The sequence below is a fragment of the Pseudomonas sp. FW305-20 genome (assembly GCF_058788075.1).
On sequence record NZ_JBYTAJ010000050.1, the window covers coordinates 12455 to 30568 of the forward strand.

Genomic DNA, 18114 nt, shown 5'->3' on the forward strand with positions numbered 1-18114 from the left:
TTCAACATGGACGTTCGCCACTACGCTTTTCTCGCTCGTCAGCCTTCTGCTGCCGTAAAAAAACGTGAACACTTCTGGGGCATGCCCAAGCGCGGGTTGGCGTTCCTGTTGGCCAACGTCATGTTCTGGCAGCCGATGTGGGCGCAGGCCGACGGGATTGTGGTGGCTACGCCGGGCACCAGTCTCGGTCAAGCCGGCAACGGTGTGCCGATTATCCAGATCGCCACGCCCAACGGCAGCGGCCTGTCGCATAACCAGTTCCATGATTACAACGTCGGCACCCAGGGTGTGATCCTCAACAACGTCGCCGCGCAGGCCGGGGCGTCGCAACTGGGCGGCATCATCGTCGGCAACCCCAACCTCACCAACCGGGTCGCCGCGCAGACCATCCTCAACGAAGTGGTCGGCGGCAGCCCCAGCCAGTTGCGCGGTTACACCGAAGTGGCGGGGCAGTCGGCGCGGGTCATCGTCGCCAACCCCTACGGCATCAGTTGCAACGGTTGCGGCTTCATCAACACCCCACGCGTGACCCTCACCACCGGCAAACCGGTGCTGGACAACGGCCGTCTGGATCGCTTCCAGGTCGATCAGGGCAGCATCGCCATCGAAGGCGCCGGGCTGAACGCCACTAATGTCGACCGCTTCGAGATCATCACCCGCAGCGCGAAAATCAACGCCGAGATTCAGGCGAACCACCTGACCCTCGTCGCCGGTCGCAACGACGTCAACGCCGACAATCTCAACGCCACCGCCCGCGCGGACGACGGCAGCGGCAAACCAGGACTGGCTATCGATTCTTCGGCACTGGGCGGCATGTACGCCGGGGCGATCAAACTGGTGGGCACCGAAGCCGGGGTCGGGGTGAAACTCGACGGCAAACTGATCGCCAGCGGTGGCGATATCCAGCTCGATGCCAACGGGCATTTGAGTCTGGTCGACACCTCGGCCACGAACGGCGCAGTCAATATCAAAGCGGCCAGCCTCGATGCGCGCGGCCCGGTCTACGCCGGCACCGCCGTCAACGTACAAACCCAAGGCAACCTGACCAACCAGCAAACCCTTGCGGCCCGGGACAGCATCACCCTGAGCGCCGGCGGTCAGTTGACCAACAGCGGCGTCATCGAGGCTGGGGTCAACGCCGACGGCAGCCGCAACGCCAACGGCGATGTGAGCCTCAGCGCGCAGAATCTCAACAACACCGGCAAAAGCCTGGTCGCCAGCCGCACTCTCACCATCAACACTGCTCAGACCTTGAACAACCAGGGCGGCACGCTAAGCGGGCAAAGCACCCACATCACCGCCGCAACCCTGGACAATCAAAACAACGGACGAGTGCTGAGCAACAGCACGTTGAACCTCAATGCCAATCAGGTACTGAACTCGAAAGGCGTGATCAACAGCACCGGCAATCTCACTGGCAACGTCGGCCGATTGAGCAATAGCAGCGGCGAGCTGAGCAGCCTGGCTGATGTTGTCCTGAACGTAACCTCACTGGATAACGTCGCCGGCCTTGTGACAGCCGGTCGCCTGCTAGACATCACCGCCAGTGGTGGCATTAACAACGTCAGCGGCACCCTGGGGGCGAAGCAAGCTCTGATAGTCCGCGCACAAAACCTCGACAACAGCCAACAAGGAAAGCTGAGCAGCGAAGGTCAACTGACCACCCGAGTCAGCGGTCTCCTGAATAACCAGAGCAAAGGGCTGATCCAGGCCAACGGCGTGATGGATGTGCAGGCCACGCGCCTGGACAACCGTGAAGGGAAGATTTCCGGGATCAACGCACTCACGGTCAGTAGCAACAACGCAGACAACCGCAACGGCGTGATTCGTGCCGATCAGACGTTGAAGCTGTTGGTCACCGAGCTGGATAACCGCGATAAGGGACGCCTCGAAAGCAAGGCTGCACTGACCTTTGACGGCAACAAACTGGACAATCGCAACGGTGGCCTGCTGACCGCCACCGGCCCGCTGACCCTCAAGGCCAAAGAAGTCGCCAACGATGGCGGCCGAATTTCCGGCAAGGGTGACATCGAAGCCAATATCGATACCTTGAGCCAGCAGGCTGGCGAACTGGTTGCCGAGGGCAATCTGAAGTTGACCGGCAAGACGCTGGACAACCGTAAAGACGGCCTGGTCGCGTCGCTCAAATCGCTGTCGGTCAACGTCGATCAAATCGACAACCGTGGCGGTTCACTGTCCAGCCAGACCGACCTGCACATCAACGGTACGAGCCTGAACAACAGCGACAGCGGCAAAGTGTTGTCCGACACGACCCTGGCGCTGAAGGTCGATCAGATCATCAACCAGACCGCCGGGCTGATTTTCAGCAAAGGCGCGAACACGCTCAGTGGCGTCGGGCTCGACAACTCGGGCGGCAAGATCGTCAGCCAGAACAACCTCGCGTTGACCTTCGACGACCTCAAGAACAACCAGCAGGGGCTGATCAGCAGCGAAGGCACACTGGTGCTCAATGGCGGCAGTCTGGACAACCGTCTGGGCAAGCTCTCGAGCCTCGAAGCCATGTCGCTCAACGTAGCGGCAGCCCTGCAAAACCAGGGCGGTTTGATCGCTTCGCAAAAAGGTCTGACGCTGGCCAGCGCCAGTCTCGATAACAGCGATAAAGGCATCATCAGCGCCAAGGCGGCATCGACCGTCACTACAGGTGAGTTCAACAACAGCAAGGGCGGCAGTCTGGCGACCGACGGCACCCTCGACCTGACCGCCAGACACCTGGACAACTCGGCCGGGCAAATTGGCAGTCAGCAGCGGTTGAATGTCTCGGTCACGCGCCTGGATCAAGACGGCGGCGAGCTGTTCAGCAACAGCGACCTGACCCTCGACCTGAACAACGGCCTGCTGAACAACCAGCGTGGCAACCTCCATACACCGGGTCTGTTGCTGTTGAAAAACCTCAAGGAGGTGAACAACAGCGGCGGCGAAATCTCCGGTGCCAAGGCTTACAGCCTCACTGCGCAAAGCCTGAACAACGATGGCGGCAAGCTGCTGAGCAACGAGAAACTCACCCTCGTTATCGACCGTGCACTGAGCAACGTCAAAGGGCTGATCGCCTCCGCCGGCCTCGACAGTCGCAGTGCCAGTCTGAACAACACCAGCGGTGAAATTCGTGGCCGCGGTGAGGTTGAGCTGACGGTCACCAATGCCTTCGATAACCAGGCCGGTGTGGTCATTGCCGATGATGGCCTGACCGTAAAAGCCGTCAGCCTCGATAACCGCCAGGAGGGTTTGGTAGGGGCCACAAAAGCGCTGAAACTGACCGTCGATGACATCGATAACCGTAGCGGCGAACTGTCGAGCAAGGCTGATGTGACACTGAACGGCCAACAACTCGACAACAGCGACGCCGGTTACATCCTGGCCAGTGGCAACCTTGCACTGACCGTAGACAAGGTCATCAACCGCAACAAAGGGCTACTGTCCGGCGACGCCGGGTTGACGCTGACCGGGAAAACCCTGGAAAACAGCGGTCGCCTGACCACGCTGAACAACCTCACGGTGAACCTCACTTCGGATCTGGACAACAATCAGGGCAGCCTCGTCAGCGAGGGTAAGTTGGCGATCAATGCCCAGAGCCTGAGCAACAACGGCGGCACGATTTCCAGCGCCAAGGCGCTCACAATCGATAGTAAAGGCGCGGTCAACAACCAGGGCGGCAAGCTTTTGACCGACACCACGCTGACCCTCACCAGCACCCGTCTGGATAACCAGCAAAAAGGTGCGATCAGCAGCAAAGGTGGAATGAGCATCACCACCGGCGCGCTCAATAACAGCCAGGCCAGTATTTACGCGGGCGACCGTCTGGATCTGAGCGCCGGCCAGGTCACCAACACCGACGGCAGCATTGGCGCGGCCACCTCGCTGGTTGCCAACGTTACAGGCCTGGATCAGCAAGGCGGCAAGCTCTTCAGCAAGGGCGCCTTGACCCTTGACCTGAGCGGCGGGACCTTGAACAACCAGGACGGCTTCATTAACGCGCCCGGTCAACTGCTGCTGAAAAACCTCGCCGGTGTGGACAACCGCAATGGTGAAATCTCTAGCGAAGAGGCTTTCGAGCTGATCGCCAAACAGCTGGATAACAGCGATGGCCAGGTGCTCAGCAACCAAAAACTCACGCTACGTATTGAGCAGGCGCTGACCTCGATCAAAGGCAAAATTGCCGCCGCAGCATTGCAGGTCCGCGCCGCCAGTCTGGACAACAGCGCCGGCACACTGCTCAGCGATGGCGATCTGCAAGTGACCGTCGACGGTCTACTGACCAACCAGAACAAAGGCCTGATCAAAGCGGCCGGACAACTCACCCTCAACAGCAACGGTCTGGATAATCAGGGCGGTACGTTGCTGGGCAGCACTGGCCTGAGCATCGATCTGGGTGCAACACCTGCCGACCTGAATAACCAGAATGGCCTGATCAACACCAAGGGCGTGTTGAGCATTGCGCATCTGCGTGACCTGAATAACCAGAAAGGCGAAATCTCCAGCGTCCACAGCTTCAGCCTGACCGGCAACACGCTGGATAACCGTGGCGGCAACCTGATCAGCAATGATCAATTGACCCTCAACGCCACCCGCCTGAATAACCAGGGCGGCCTGGTTTCCGGCTGGAACAAACTCACCGTCGTCGGCGGTAGCCTCGACAACAGCCAGGAAGGCACGCTCTCCAGCTTGCTCGGCAATTTGAACATCGACCTCAGCGGTGCGCTGATCAACAACGCCAAGGGTGGCCTGGCGGGCTTAGGCGACGTGACCATCACTGCCGCGAGCCTCGACAACAGCAACGGCATCGTCACCAGTGGCGGTAAGCAGACGCTGACAATGACTCAAGGTGCTATCAACAACGCATCGGGTGGCTTGATCGAAAGCAGCAGCACACTGGATATCAACGCGACCTCCTTGAACAACGTGTCGGGGAACATCACCGCGAACAAAGCGCTGACCTTCACCGGTACGAGCCTGGACAACAGCAACGGCAGTCTGGTCGGTGAAGACAGCGTCACCCTCGATCTGCTCGGTACGCTGACCAACATCAAAGGCGCACTGGGTAGTTCGGGGCCGCTGGTGATCAAGCGTTCCAGCAGCATCGATAACCAGAGCGGCCAACTGCTCAGTCAAGGTTTGTTAAGCCTGTTGACCGCAAACCTGAATAACAGCCTGGAGGGCACCGTGGCTGCCAACGGGCAGCTCGACCTCACCGCCACCGGCAGTGTTCGCAACGACGCCGGCGGCCTGATCTCCAGTCGCGATGCAGGTGTCAACGTCAAAGCTGCTTCCCTGAACAATGCCGGTGGGGCGCTGCAAAGCCAGAGCGCATTGACCCTGGACGTGAAGGGCGGCGCCATCGACAACCAGGGCGGCAAGATCATCGCCCAGAACGGTGAATTGAACATCACCGCCGCCGGCCTCGACAGCCGTGCCGGTGTGCTGTCGAGCCTCAAAGGTTTGCTGCAGACCCGCCTGACGGGTGTATTGCGCAACGGCCAGGGCGGCAAGATCGAAGGCAATCGCCTCGACCTTCAGGCCTTGGGCGGAATCTACAGCGACGGCGGACGCATCGCCGCCAATACCGGCAACATTCTGCTTAACGCTGGCAACGCGGCTATCGATAACAGCAACGGCGGGATTTACGCCAAAGGCCAGGTCAAGGTTATTGGCGGTGCGCTGAACAACAACGCCGGTAAGATCAGCGGCGATGGAATCGACGTCGTTCTCGATAGCAATCTCACCAACCGCGGCGGCCTGATTGAAAGCGCCGGCGCCCTCGCCGTGCGTGCCGCCAGCGTTGATAACCAGACGGGCAAACTGCGTGCGTTGGGCATCAGCGGGAAAACCAATTTCCAGATCGGCAGCCTGTTCGATAACCGCAATGGCTTGGTGGAAACCGCCAACACTGACCTGACTTTCGCAACGCCGAGCTTCTTGAATGCGGGCGGTACCGTGACTCATGTGGGTGTGGGTGAGTTCGACATTTCGACAGCCAACGTCATGAATGCTGGCGGTTCGATGGTGACGCGCGGCGGGTTGACGCTGAATGCGGATAGCTGGACTAACAGCAGTGTGATTCAGGCGGGGCGGTTGCGAGTTAACGTCAATAACTTGATACAAACCGCAGGCGGCCAGTTGCTGGGCTCCGACAGTTTCATCGGCAGCGGGGTCAATTGGTCCAACGAAGGCCTGCTGGCCAGTAACGGCACCTTCAGCCTCGACTTGAGCGGAGCATACGGCGGAAACGGACGGGTCAGCAGTGTCGGGAATCTGGGGCTTACGGCCTCTCAGATCGACTTGACCTCTGCGGCCAGTATCACCGGCGCTTCGGCTTCTACGGTTACCAGTCGTGGCAGTCTGAACAACTTTGGTCGAATCACTTCGGCTGACAGTCTGACTGTCAATGCCTCCTCGCTGACCAACAACGGCACCCTCGGAGGTACCGGCAATTTACGCATCAGCAGCAACTCATTGCTCAACCAGAATGGGCTGATTTTCAGTGGTGGCGACATGGCGCTGCGGGTGGGGACGCTCACCAATCGCTACGCGGACATCTATGGCTTGGGCAACATCAGCATCGCCCGGGATGACAGCAATGGCTGGAGTTCATCGATCAACAACATCTCGGCGACCATCGAAAGTGTCGGCGATATGAGCCTGGCGGCCGATCACATTGAGAACCGCAAGGATGTGTTTCAGGTAACCGGTGGCGGGCTGGTTTCGGGTGCAATTGGGTTGCAGTGCTACTCATGTTCAACGTTTGATGTCTTTCAACCTCATTTCCCTGGATATCTGGTTTGGGTGGAAAACTACCAATCTCAGATCATTCAGGATTCGGCATCTGCCAGTTTGACAGCAGGTCGAAACTTTACTGGTAACGGTCGAGAGCTACTGAATAACGCCTCCACTATCAGTGCAGGAAACGACCTTTCGTTAAATCTGCAGAACTTCACTAATCAGGGGGCTGCGGTTGGCGATTACAGCATAAGACGCTCGCTTGGTGGGGCGAAGGATTCCTTGCATCAGTGGCGAGCGATCATGGATTACAACGCTGCCAATGACCCGTCTTATGATCCGGGTCCCTCCGGGTATAGGGATGGACGTTTGAAAAGTCCAAACTTGCATGTATGGAACAGCGAAGGTGTTGAGTCTCTCGATCGTATAGGGGGGCGTTCTGGTGGTGGTGAGGCGATCTGTTTCATTAGGTTTGGGTCAATATGGGTGGAATATGATCTGAGCTACGATTTTACACGTCCACATTACAATGATGGAGTCAGGACCGAAGCCCCTGACTTTGTCAAAAACGCCGCCTTTTCTGAAAACACTATTACCTACAGTGGTCCGTCGTCTTTTGCCAATGCTGTTGTCCAGGCCGGTGGCAAGGTTTACATCAACGCCACTCAGAACCTCACCAACAGTGTGGTTCGTGACGGTATAGCCGCGGGTGCCGGCGCCTCTCGTCTGGGGTCTACGCAACTCGCCGGCCAGGTCACCCCGACGGTCATCAGCATCAACTCCCAGTTGCCACCAGACCTTGCCCAACAACAAGTCAACCCGCTGACACTGCCTGGCTTCACCCTGCCGACCGGCGATAACGGCCTCTTCCGCCTTAGCGGTCAAGGCGGCACCGAGCAAACGATCGTACCTGGACAGAGCTGGACGATTGGTTCCGTTTCAGCCGGTAACACGCAGCGTTCGGACGGCATGCCTGTCAGGCAAGCCACCGAATTCCAGTTCGACAAGAACGACCCGGTCTCGGTCAAAAATCGCGAGCTGGCTTTGGCCAGTCGCCCATCGGTGAATCTCAACGACAAGACCGCTCAGGTCAACGTCAATGCCGCCGCTGGTGACGGTCCGGTCGGTGTGTTGTTGCCCAATCGCGGGAACAGTTCCTTCGATGTGCCGCGTGTGCAGGGACTACCCGATACCAGCGTGCGCTCCAACCCGCACAAGTACCTGATCGAAACCAACCCGGTACTGACCAACCTCAAGCAGTTCATGAGTTCGGATTATCTGCTGAGTAATCTTGGCTATAACCCGGACACCAGCGCCAAACGCCTGGGCGATGGCTTGTTCGAGCAACGCTTGGTTCAGCAATCGATCGTGGCACGCACCGGCCAGCGCTTCCTCGACGGTCAGACCTCTGACGAAGCGATGTTCAAGTACCTGATGAACAACGCCATCGCCAGCAAGGACCAACTGAACCTGTCCATGGGCGTAACCCTCACCGCACAGCAAGTTGCCGCGCTGACCCACGACATCGTCTGGCTCGAAGAGCACGTAGTCAACGGTGAAAAAGTCTTGGTGCCGGTGCTTTATCTGGCCCAGGCGAACAATCGTCTGGCACCCAATGGCGCATTGATCCAGGGCGGCGACGTCAAGCTGATCGCCGGCCAGGACCTGAACAACGCCGGCACCCTGCGCGCCACCAACAACCTTTCCGCCGAGGCCGGCAACGACCTCACCAACACCGGCTTGATCGAGGCGGGTGATCGCCTGACGCTGAAGGCGGGCAATAACATCGTCAACAAATCGGGCGGGATCATTTCCGGCCGCGACGTCAGTCTGACGGCAACCAATGGCGATGTGATCAACCAGCGTGACGTGACCGGTGTTGATGTCCGTCGGGGTGGAAGTCTGCAGCATCGCGATTATCTCGATAACGCGGCACGGATCGAGGCAGCCAACGATCTGAGCATCGATGCGGGTCGTGACATCAACAACATTGGCGGTGTGTTGCAGAGTGGGCGTGACCTCGAACTTGATGCGGGCCGAGACGTCAACATCACCTCAGTCCAGGATCGCAGCACTAATGCGCGTGGCAGCCATTTCCTCAACCAGACCATTACCCAGCATGCTGCTGAAGTGACGTCTGGTCGGGATCTGTCGATCAGTGCTGATCGTGACGTCGCCATTGTTGCAAGTCGCCTCGACGCCAAACGTGATATCGGTGTCGATGCAGGCAATGACATCGTCATCACCTCGGCCGCCAACGAGAGTGATTACGTCTCGCGCAGCAAGAGGCAAGCGCAGGAAACCCATAGCACCACTCAACAGGCTTCCGTACTGAACGCCGGTCGCGACATTGCCCTAAATGCGGGCAACGATCTGGGCATCATCGCCAGTCGCATCAAGGCTCAGGAAGACGTTAGCCTGGACGCGGTGCAGGACATCACTGTCGCCTCGGCAATAGACGAGAGTTCCTCTTACTACTACAAGAAGAAAAAAGGCTCGTTTGGTCGCGGTAGTACCACCCAAAAAGAGAGCTATGACAGCACCAACGTCGCCTCGGTGATCGAGGCCGGCCAGGACTTGACCGTCAACACCAGCAAAACAGCCAGCGGTGGGATCACCCTGGATGGCGGTCGTGATGTCACAGTTATCGGCAGTCAGTTGAAAGCCGGCAATGATCTGATGGTCGGTGCGACTCGTGATGTGGCGGTGCTTTCGGGCATTGAGGAGCATGGTTCCTACAGCAAGAAAACCAAATCCGGCCTCTTCGGCATGTCCAAGAGTGGCAAGAGCGAGTTGAAGACCACCGCCAGTCAGGTGGCCAGTGAGCTGGAAGCGGGCAACGATGTGGTCGTCGCGGCGGGTAATGACTTCCGTCTGCGCGCCAGCGAAACCTCGGCCGGCAATGATGTTGAACTGCGGGCGGGCCTGGTCAACAAGGACGGTGACATCAACCTGGTTTCGGCCAATGACACGGCTTATAGCCGCAGCGAGCAATACAAGAAAAAAACCGGTCTCTCCACTTCAGGTGGGTTCCTGTCCATTTCCTCGGCCAAGGAGTCCGGTCGTCAGGCGCAAAGCAGTACCAGCGTGGGCAGCCAAGTGGTGGCTGATCGTGATGCGACCTTGCAGGCCGAGCGTGACATCAACGTATTGGGCAGCGGTATCAATGCGGGACGCAACGTCAGCTTGAATGCCGGACGCGACGTGAATGTGGTCGCCGCGCAGAACGAGAATGCCGAGCAGGATTGGTCAAAATCCAAGCAGGCAGGTATCGGCGTTTCCAGTGACGCCAACGGCGTGAGCCTGTTCGTCGGTGCCGATAAGCTCAAGGAAAAAAATCGTCTCGAACAGCAGACCGCTGCCGCCAGCCAGATCAGTGCCGGGCAAGACCTGACGATCAAGGCTGTGCGCGATATCAATCAGGTCGGTTCCGACCTGAAGGCCGACAACGACATCAACCTGAACGCTGGCCGTGATATCAGGATCGACGCCGCGCGGGAAACCCTGTTGACCGAGCAGCAGCGCGAAGCCGAGCGCAATGGTCTGGGCGTCACCCTCAACCACAACTACGGTAAGACGAAGGATGCGGCGAATGGGGTCGGAAAAGGCGAAAACGGAGTCAGCCAAGGCTCCAGTGTCCTGAAGGGGGTTGATGCCATTGGCCAGTTCCTGGCGGGGCCGACGGGCGACGTCAAGTTAGGTAACAGCAAGCAAAGCAACAGCCAGCAGGTTGTCGAGCAGACCAACAAATCCTCGACCCTCAATGCCGGTCACGACCTCAACCTGAACGCCAACAATGACGTAGTGGTCAAGGGCAGCCGGCTGGATGCCGGGCGTGACATCAACGTCAAAGGTCGTGATGTGACCTTCGACGTTGCCAAGGGCGGCGTCAGTCAGGAAACCCAAAACACCGAGAGTTGGGGCGGCATTCACGGCGGAACCAGTGGCGGCATCAAGATTGGTGTCGGTGGCAGCTATGGCACTGCCAGTGGCGACAGCGCCCAAGGATCCGCAACGGTCACGCAGCTGGGTGCGGGCCGCGATATCAATCTCAAGGCCAGCAACGACCTAAACCTGATCGGTACCCAGGCCAAGGCGGGGCGAGATATCGATTTGAATGCCGGCAACGAACTGAACATCCGCTCGGCGCAGAACGACAGCAGCAGTGAAAACAATCGCCACAACGGTGGCGGAGAAGCCGGTCTTGCCTTCGGCTCCGAGGGGGTGGGCGTTTATGTCAGCGTCAGCCTCGGCAAGGGCAATCTGGAGCGCGAGAGCGAACGTCAACAAGAGGCATACCTCTACGCCGGTAACCGCCTGGGCTTCACCAGTGGCCAAGACACCAACATCGCAGGTGCCACCCTGCGCGGCGATGAAGTGGTCGGTCGTGTTGGCGGCGACCTCAATGTTTCCTCGGTAGCCGATACCGGCGAGGTCAAGGGCAAGGAGTTCGACATCAGCGCTACCGGCTCCTTCGTCGGTGTCAGTGGCTCGGTCGGCTACGGCCAGACCACCGGCAAGACTAACTGGGTTGAAGAACAAACCAGCATCACCGGCAAAAGCAAAGTCGATATCCGCACCGAAAACCACACTCAGATCGACGGTGCGGTGATTGCTGCCGACAACGGCAACCTGAAGCTGGACACTGGCACATTGGGCTTCAGCGATATCGCCGGGAAGGATAAAGAGCACGGTTACTACTTGAACGTCGGCGGCACCTACAACTCCGGCGGTAATGGCGGCACCGTGCAAGACGGCAGCCAGGTAGGGAAAGGCAAGGAAGGTCAGGCGGGCGGGAGCGTTGAAGGCTGGAACTACGAGAAGGATCGCGAGCAGATCGTGCGGGGAACCGTCGGCGCGGGCGAAATTGTTGTGCGCAAGGACGCCGAGACCGGCGCTGACTCCACCGCCGGGCTGAACCGTGATGTAAGCAAGGCGTATGAGATCACCAAGGATGACGAAGAACGCACCGATCTGTATGCCAGTGATTCATCCATTAACGCCGTACTCCACCCTGTTGTAACCGTGCAGGAATGGACCGAGGCGTTCCTCAACTATGACCAGACCGCACTGGCCAACTTCGACAAAGCGGCCTCGGCGCTGAACGTCGTGGTCAATCGCGTGGATAACATTCTGGGCCGTCCCATGGATGCCGGCGCGGAGGCTGCGGCAGGCAAGGACCTGGCGGAAAGCACTCTGGAAGCGCTTCTCCTGTCAGGCAAGAGCCGTAAAGACGCCTTGACGATGATGGGCGATCCCGCGTTCATCGACGGTGTTCTTGCCAATCTGGCCAGGCTCAATGGTATCGAACCTCAGGTCATCAAGGACATTGAGGAGATTGTTGCGTCGGATAAATACGTCCCTGGTCCAAACGTTCTGAACTTGGATCCACTGGAAGTCACCCCGGCCGGTATTCGGCAGCTGCAAGGTGTTCTTTTTCAGTTGTCTGCGATCCAGGTTTACATCAAGGAGCATCCGGGGAGTGCAGAGGCCATCGGGTATGTCATGGCCGCCGCTCAAGGGCCAAAAGGTGTCGCTCAATTTATTGTCATGCAGGCGCTTGCAGGGACAGAGGCTGGTCAAACAATTTCAGCCAATATCGACAAGGCAATAGCTGAGACTGGCAAAAAAGTGGCTGAGGTTATTGAGGGGACGAAACTCAATCCCGACTTTGACAGCGATAGCTATGTGATTGGTGGTGGTGAGCTGATTACCAGTATCTTGACGGGGGCGCTGCCCGGAAAGGTGCCGGGGAAAGGTGATTCACGTATCACGGTGGGGGATGCAAAAGGCGCAAAAAACCTCGGTTCTGTTCCTCGAAGCGCAAATAATCTTGCCGGAGGCCCTCTCGAAAACGCAACTCAGGTTAGTGGCCGCTTCAAGCTAGACGGTGGCCCAATTAATGGAACGGTGTATCGGGCTGATAATCAAGGAAATATCACCAGCTATGCCGTTTATGACTCAGCCGGGATGATCGTTAAGAGAGTTGACGTTACAGGTGCCGCTCACGCTGATGTGTCAACACCGCATGTAATAGAATATGGTAGAAATACGTTACCGGACGGGACAGTCAGAGTTCAGTCCCCTTCTACGAAATTGGCACCGAGGCCTATCACGCCGGATGAAATCCCATGAAGATTAATACAATCAAGCAGTTTAATGGTTTGAGCAGATATGACCAATGGGCGTCAGGGTGGGCTGAAAAAGATAATGTAGACATATTTTCTTATGTGAGCGCTGTCTGCAATCCTGAAGACAGTCTATTGTTTTGTAGGCTCTTGTTTCCTGATTTTTTTGTTAGGGACGGCGCTGTTTGTCTAAGCGCTAAATATGATTCTGAGATTTTTTCTTTATGGTTGAGTAAATATAATGGCGATGTGTGTGCAGTTGAAAAAATAATGAACCACACTCATCTGTACGATATTTTTGCAGGCTGCAGTGATGATGTCGATGATGTGGTTTTTGAACAGTTGGCTGAAGTTGTTGCTTTGTCGTGGCGTCTAGTCTTGAAAGATAAATTTCCGGAGAGTAAGTTTGTTGTTGATGTTTCTAACTCGGATCAAGATTACGGACCCACTGTGACTTTTTATCAAGTAGTTGGCTAGGTCCAAAAAGTATAGCGAAAAGGGGGGCGGATTTTTTTGTTTGGCTTGTCGATGATGAGGCTAGAGAATAAATCTGCCCCCTTTCTTCAAAAGACATCCGGTTCATGCAAGATAGTGTTTCGAACACTTTCAAAGATGGTCAGACTCTCCAGTCAACAATTGACGGGCTGAAGTCAGGAAAAATTTCTCCGGATGACTTGCCTCCTATTCGAGTATTTGAGAGGGACGGAGCGGTTTACAGCTTAGATAATCGGCGATTGCTTGCTGTGTCTGAGGCTGGCGTTCCAATCAAAGTTGTCCCAGCTACGCCAGCAGAGGTTGCTAGGGAAGGATGGAAAATGACTACGCCCAATAATGGTTCTATTATCTGTGTTCGAGGTGTTTGTAAGTGAGGGGCGTATGAGTTCTGAGCGAGTTAGGGAAATACAGACAAAAGAAGATCTTGCAGATTTTATTGGAGAGTTCAGGGAGGGATTGATACTTAATCCTGACGACTGGGAAAATCCAGACCTAGAGAGATTTTTAGCTGCAATGGAGGCCTGGATTAGGTCAATAGATATGTATGCAAAGAACTCTGGTGATAGTGATGTTGCTAGCCCTAGCTGGAGCACTTTTGCAAAGATATTGTGTGCGGCGAAAGTCTATGAGTAGTCGTTTTACGTAGAGTTCACTCAACACCGGCCCCGTGCCGGTGTTGCTTTGTCCGCTTACTGAAAACCTCCCTTCTCTCGCCGCTCGCTTTGGTCGTGGCTGAAAGATCAAGGCATTAAGCATTTGTGCAACAAACTTCTGCTGGCTCTTTGGTAGCTGGTCGATGGATTCCAGTTGCTATTGCCATTCGGAGCAGGGCCACGCTATGCGCAGTGTTTTCCTGTTGCTGACAAAACAGTTTTTCTGCCGACAACGAACTGAACATCCGCTCGGCGCAGAACGACAGCAGCAGTGAAAACAATCGCCACAACGGTGGCGGAGAAGCCGGTCTTGCCTTCGGCTCCGAGGGGGTGGGCGTTTATGTCAGCGTCAGCCTCGGCAAGGGCAATCTGGAGCGCGAGAGCGAACGTCAACAAGAGGCATACCTCTACGCCGGTAACCGCCTGGGCTTCACCAGTGGCCAAGACACCAACATCGCAGGTGCCACCCTGCGCGGCGATGAAGTGGTCGGTCGTGTTGGCGGCGACCTCAATGTTTCCTCGGTAGCCGATACCGGCGAGGTCAAGGGCAAGGAGTTCGACATCAGCGCTACCGGCTCCTTCGTCGGTGTCAGTGGCTCGGTCGGCTACGGCCAGACCACCGGCAAGACTAACTGGGTTGAAGAACAAACCAGCATCACCGGCAAAAGCAAAGTCGATATCCGCACCGAAAACCACACTCAGATCGACGGTGCGGTGATTGCTGCCGACAACGGCAACCTGAAGCTGGACACTGGCACATTGGGCTTCAGCGATATCGCCGGGAAGGATAAAGAGCACGGTTACTACTTGAACGTCGGCGGCACCTACAACTCCGGCGGTAATGGCGGCACCGTGCAAGACGGCAGCCAGGTAGGGAAAGGCAAGGAAGGTCAGGCGGGCGGGAGCGTTGAAGGCTGGAACTACGAGAAGGATCGCGAGCAGATCGTGCGGGCCACGGTGGGCGCTGGTGAGATTATCGTGCGCAACGATGAGGGCGCCGGGAAGGACTCGACGGCCGGGCTCAATCGTGATCTGGACAAGGCCTACGAAATCACCCGTGACAAAGAGTCGCGTACCGATTTGTATGTGACGAGCTCGTCGGTCAAGGCCATCCTGAACCCCGCGGAGACTTTGCAGGACTGGAAGGACAGCGTCGCAAAGTATGGGGAGAACAGCGAAGAAGCGCTGCACAAGCTTGTTGATTTGTTCCGTGCCGGGAAGGCATTGGGTAGCGGAACCGGTCCTGAAATGGTGCGAGTTCAGCAGATTGAACGCGAGCTGATGCGTCGGTTGGGTAATCGCAGCGAACTAACCCGCGCCAACACCGTCAAGGCACTACTTGGTGTAGTCGCACCGGGTGCGCAGGGCCAGAATTTAGAGCTCGTCGCCCAGCGTCTGACGGATATGGCGGGGCAGGATCCCGACAAGGCAATGCATGTTCTTACGGTGATGTACCGGATGAATTTGCTGCAGCAGGTCCAGCAGAACTTCTTACCGGTGTTGGCGGCGGGTACTGTGCTGTTGGGAGCGTTGGCGACTTCGCTCACGGCCACGCAACTGCCTCCTGAACGGCAGGCAGAGATGCAGGCGGCGGTGTCGAGCGCGATCGACTCTATCGAGACGAACGTTCGTAATGTCAGTCAGCGTGCCGAGATGGTCAAGCTGATTGTGGATGTCGCGCTTGCCAACCTTGGGCTACCGATTCATGTGCTTGACCCGAGGTTGAAGAAGTACGAAGGTCTGCTGGTCGAGGCGGGCAAGCCAAACCCCAGCAGCGGGGGTTATGCAGAGGGCGGGCAGGTCGCCACGACACCGCATACCGGTGGAAGCCAGTTGGATGGCCAGCAAGGCGGCAATGCTTATGTAACGCCGGGTCATCAGTTGAATCCAGGAGTGGTCTATAACGAAAATAGCAACACTGGTGATGCAAAAGGCAATAGTGTTGCTGAGGCCTTAACTAGCGTTACCCAGAAGCAGCTCGATAAAAAATTCAAGCACGCTTCTGATTTTGGAGTGCTGACTACAAAGAAAAATCCTGAAACACTTGCTCAGTATGAGTCTGCAATCAAAACTCACATGGGTTCCACTTCTACGACTCAGCAAGGCACATACGGATTTGTAAAAGACTCCAAAGTGTTCTTTAATTCGACCACCAACAACGCTGTTGTGCTCGATGCGTCAGGAAATTTTGTGACGGGCTTTAAGCTCTCGCCGGGAACTCAGCAGTTTGATAACTTTATTAAAAATGGAGTTCTGCGATGAGTCTTACTATCTTCGAGTTTGCAAGATCGTATGTAGCGGGAAGGCTGACAGCCGAAATTTTTTCTGAGGCGTATATTGAGCTTTGGAAAATTGAGCGAGATAGGAATATCCTTCAGCTTGATGAGCCTTCGTTGAGCGAGTGTTTGTCCAGTATTTTTTGTGCTGCGGATATGTACGAGCCAGACGAATCAAGGGAAGAGTATGAACTTGACGATGAAATGCTTAGATCTGAAGTCGCGAGCTTGGTGCAAAAAATAGTCGCTGATTAGTTGGTGCAAAAGGTAGCACCGGTGCAGAAAGCGCTATCAATCAGGGCAGGCTCAATTCTCAGCTCTTGGCTGAGGAGGTTGCGAGCGGCGATGCGTTCCAGAAGCATGTTGTCGAACGGCAAGAGTTTGCTGGTCTAGGCATCAGCACAAAAAGCCAATTCCAGAGCTTTGTAGAAAATATCGTTTCCAATCCAGCAATGGAGCGCCGCCAAGCCGTTGATGGTACGGTCTACTATCTCGATAGTTCGACGAAGACCATTATTATTCGAGGGCAGAGAGGTGAGGCCACGACATTCAGACCCGACAAGGGCGGCGTTGGCTGGGAAAACTACATCAAATCGCAGGTTCCCAAGATGACTGAAATTAACAATGGCCTTGAGTCTATTCATCTCGAAGTCACACATAGAGAGTTGCGGTACTTTATTTCATGCGGTTTGGCTCTGGTACAGAATGTGCCGGAAGACTCCCTTCCGACATATTGTGGCTTGAGTAAAGATGAGATTATGGAGGTCTCTCTACGTCTGAGGGGGATTGCGGATCAACTTGGTGTTGACATGTAGGTAAATGAGTAAGCGGCTAAGTTCTAGCCGTTTACCTTTGGTGCAAAAGGTGTTTCTCCTGTTGTAACTGCAGAGGGAAAGATTGGCGGAAAAACATTTACTGATTTTAATCAGACTGCTCGTCCAGCTTCAGAAGCTAATGCTAGTCAGCCAACCTTGATATCTGATCGGGTAACTGCTAAAGCAGACGCATCTGGAAAAATCCTGCCAAATGGAAACATGGTCGACGTTCACGCAGAAATAGGTGTGCTACAGCAGGCATATAATGCCGCTAAGACTCAGGGGGCTGATATGGCTATGAGCGTTGCAGGTAAAGATGTGTGTGGTTTTTGCAAAGGTGATATAGAGGCAGCTGCAGAAAAAGCTGGATTGAAGTCTTTGACTGCTCAAGCGATAGATGACGTAACTGGATTGCCCAAAACATATACTTGGGTGCCAGGAATGCGGTCGATTAAGGAGACGCCATGAATATGGTTTTTGGAGGTTACATTGTTGATTCTAATGGAGATCACCGTCAGTTAAAAGTTATCTCGGATCCCGAAGAATTGGTTATTCGAGATGTGTTGATTTCCTGCAGTAAAAGCTCTGGCGTTGTCAAAATGCAGTGTCAGCCTGAATCTGAAGGTCGCCCCTATGAGCTGGCGTTGTATGTTGAAAATGAAAAATTTTTACTGATGCTTAACGAATATGATAAAGATGGTGAGCATAACGTCAGAACTCTAACTGATCTCAACTCGAAAAACGAACTCGTCAGCATTTTAGGAGAAAAGTATCCTGCTAGGGCAGTCACGCGTGATGTTGAACTTGTTTGTGCTATTTTTATAGAGTTTGCTCGTACAGAAAATGTGTCCGCAGATATCATGGCGTAACTTACACTAAATATCGTTTGGCTAGTTGGTGCAAAAAAACCAACTTGGGTTGCTGCTGAAAGGAAATCGAGCTACATAAAAGAAGCATAGGGAGAGGGAAGGGGCGAATTTATTTGAGCCAAAGCAGTACCCCCCCCCCTTTTTTT

General features: G+C 55.7%; 6 protein-coding genes and 2 pseudogenes. All 8 read left to right on the forward strand.

The window, feature by feature from the left end:
* The first annotated feature begins 6 nt into the window (after positions 1 to 6).
* The 8 genes and pseudogenes from AC3WP4_RS27000 (at position 7) to AC3WP4_RS27035 (ending at position 17968) form a co-directional block, all read left to right on the forward strand.
* Entirely contained in the window at positions 7 to 12867 is a 12861-nt protein-coding gene (locus AC3WP4_RS27000; RefSeq protein ID WP_158242638.1) for a hemagglutinin repeat-containing protein, read from the forward strand.
* Positions 12864 to 13337: a hypothetical protein gene (locus AC3WP4_RS27005; protein ID WP_256581352.1), complete on the forward strand. Its 474-nt coding sequence runs from the start codon at positions 12864 to 12866 to the stop codon at positions 13335 to 13337. Before AC3WP4_RS27000 ends, AC3WP4_RS27005 begins: the two co-directional genes overlap by 4 nt.
* Before the next feature lie 399 nt (positions 13338 to 13736).
* A complete protein-coding gene (locus AC3WP4_RS27010) occupies positions 13737 to 13988 on the forward strand; it encodes a DUF7660 family protein (protein ID WP_102616595.1) in 252 nt (83 codons plus the stop codon).
* Between the two features lie 236 nt (positions 13989 to 14224).
* Positions 14225 to 16270: pseudogene (locus AC3WP4_RS27015) on the forward strand (hemagglutinin repeat-containing protein); the annotation flags it as partial.
* A complete protein-coding gene (locus AC3WP4_RS27020; RefSeq protein WP_102616590.1) occupies positions 16267 to 16539 on the forward strand; it encodes a colicin immunity domain-containing protein in 273 nt (90 codons plus the stop codon). The pseudogene AC3WP4_RS27015 and the gene AC3WP4_RS27020, both read left to right, overlap by 4 nt.
* 65 nt (positions 16540 to 16604) lie before the next feature.
* The gene (locus AC3WP4_RS27025; protein ID WP_102616591.1) at positions 16605 to 17099 is read left to right on the forward strand and encodes a hypothetical protein; all 495 of its coding nucleotides are present in this window, start codon (positions 16605 to 16607) and stop codon (positions 17097 to 17099) included.
* Positions 17100 to 17165: 66 nt separating this feature from the next.
* Positions 17166 to 17567: pseudogene (locus AC3WP4_RS27030) on the forward strand (cytidine deaminase-like fold-containing protein); the annotation flags it as partial.
* Positions 17564 to 17968: a DUF6911 family protein gene (locus AC3WP4_RS27035; RefSeq protein WP_102616593.1), complete on the forward strand. Its 405-nt coding sequence runs from the start codon at positions 17564 to 17566 to the stop codon at positions 17966 to 17968. The pseudogene AC3WP4_RS27030 and the gene AC3WP4_RS27035, both read left to right, overlap by 4 nt.
* Positions 17969 to 18114 lie beyond the last annotated feature (146 nt).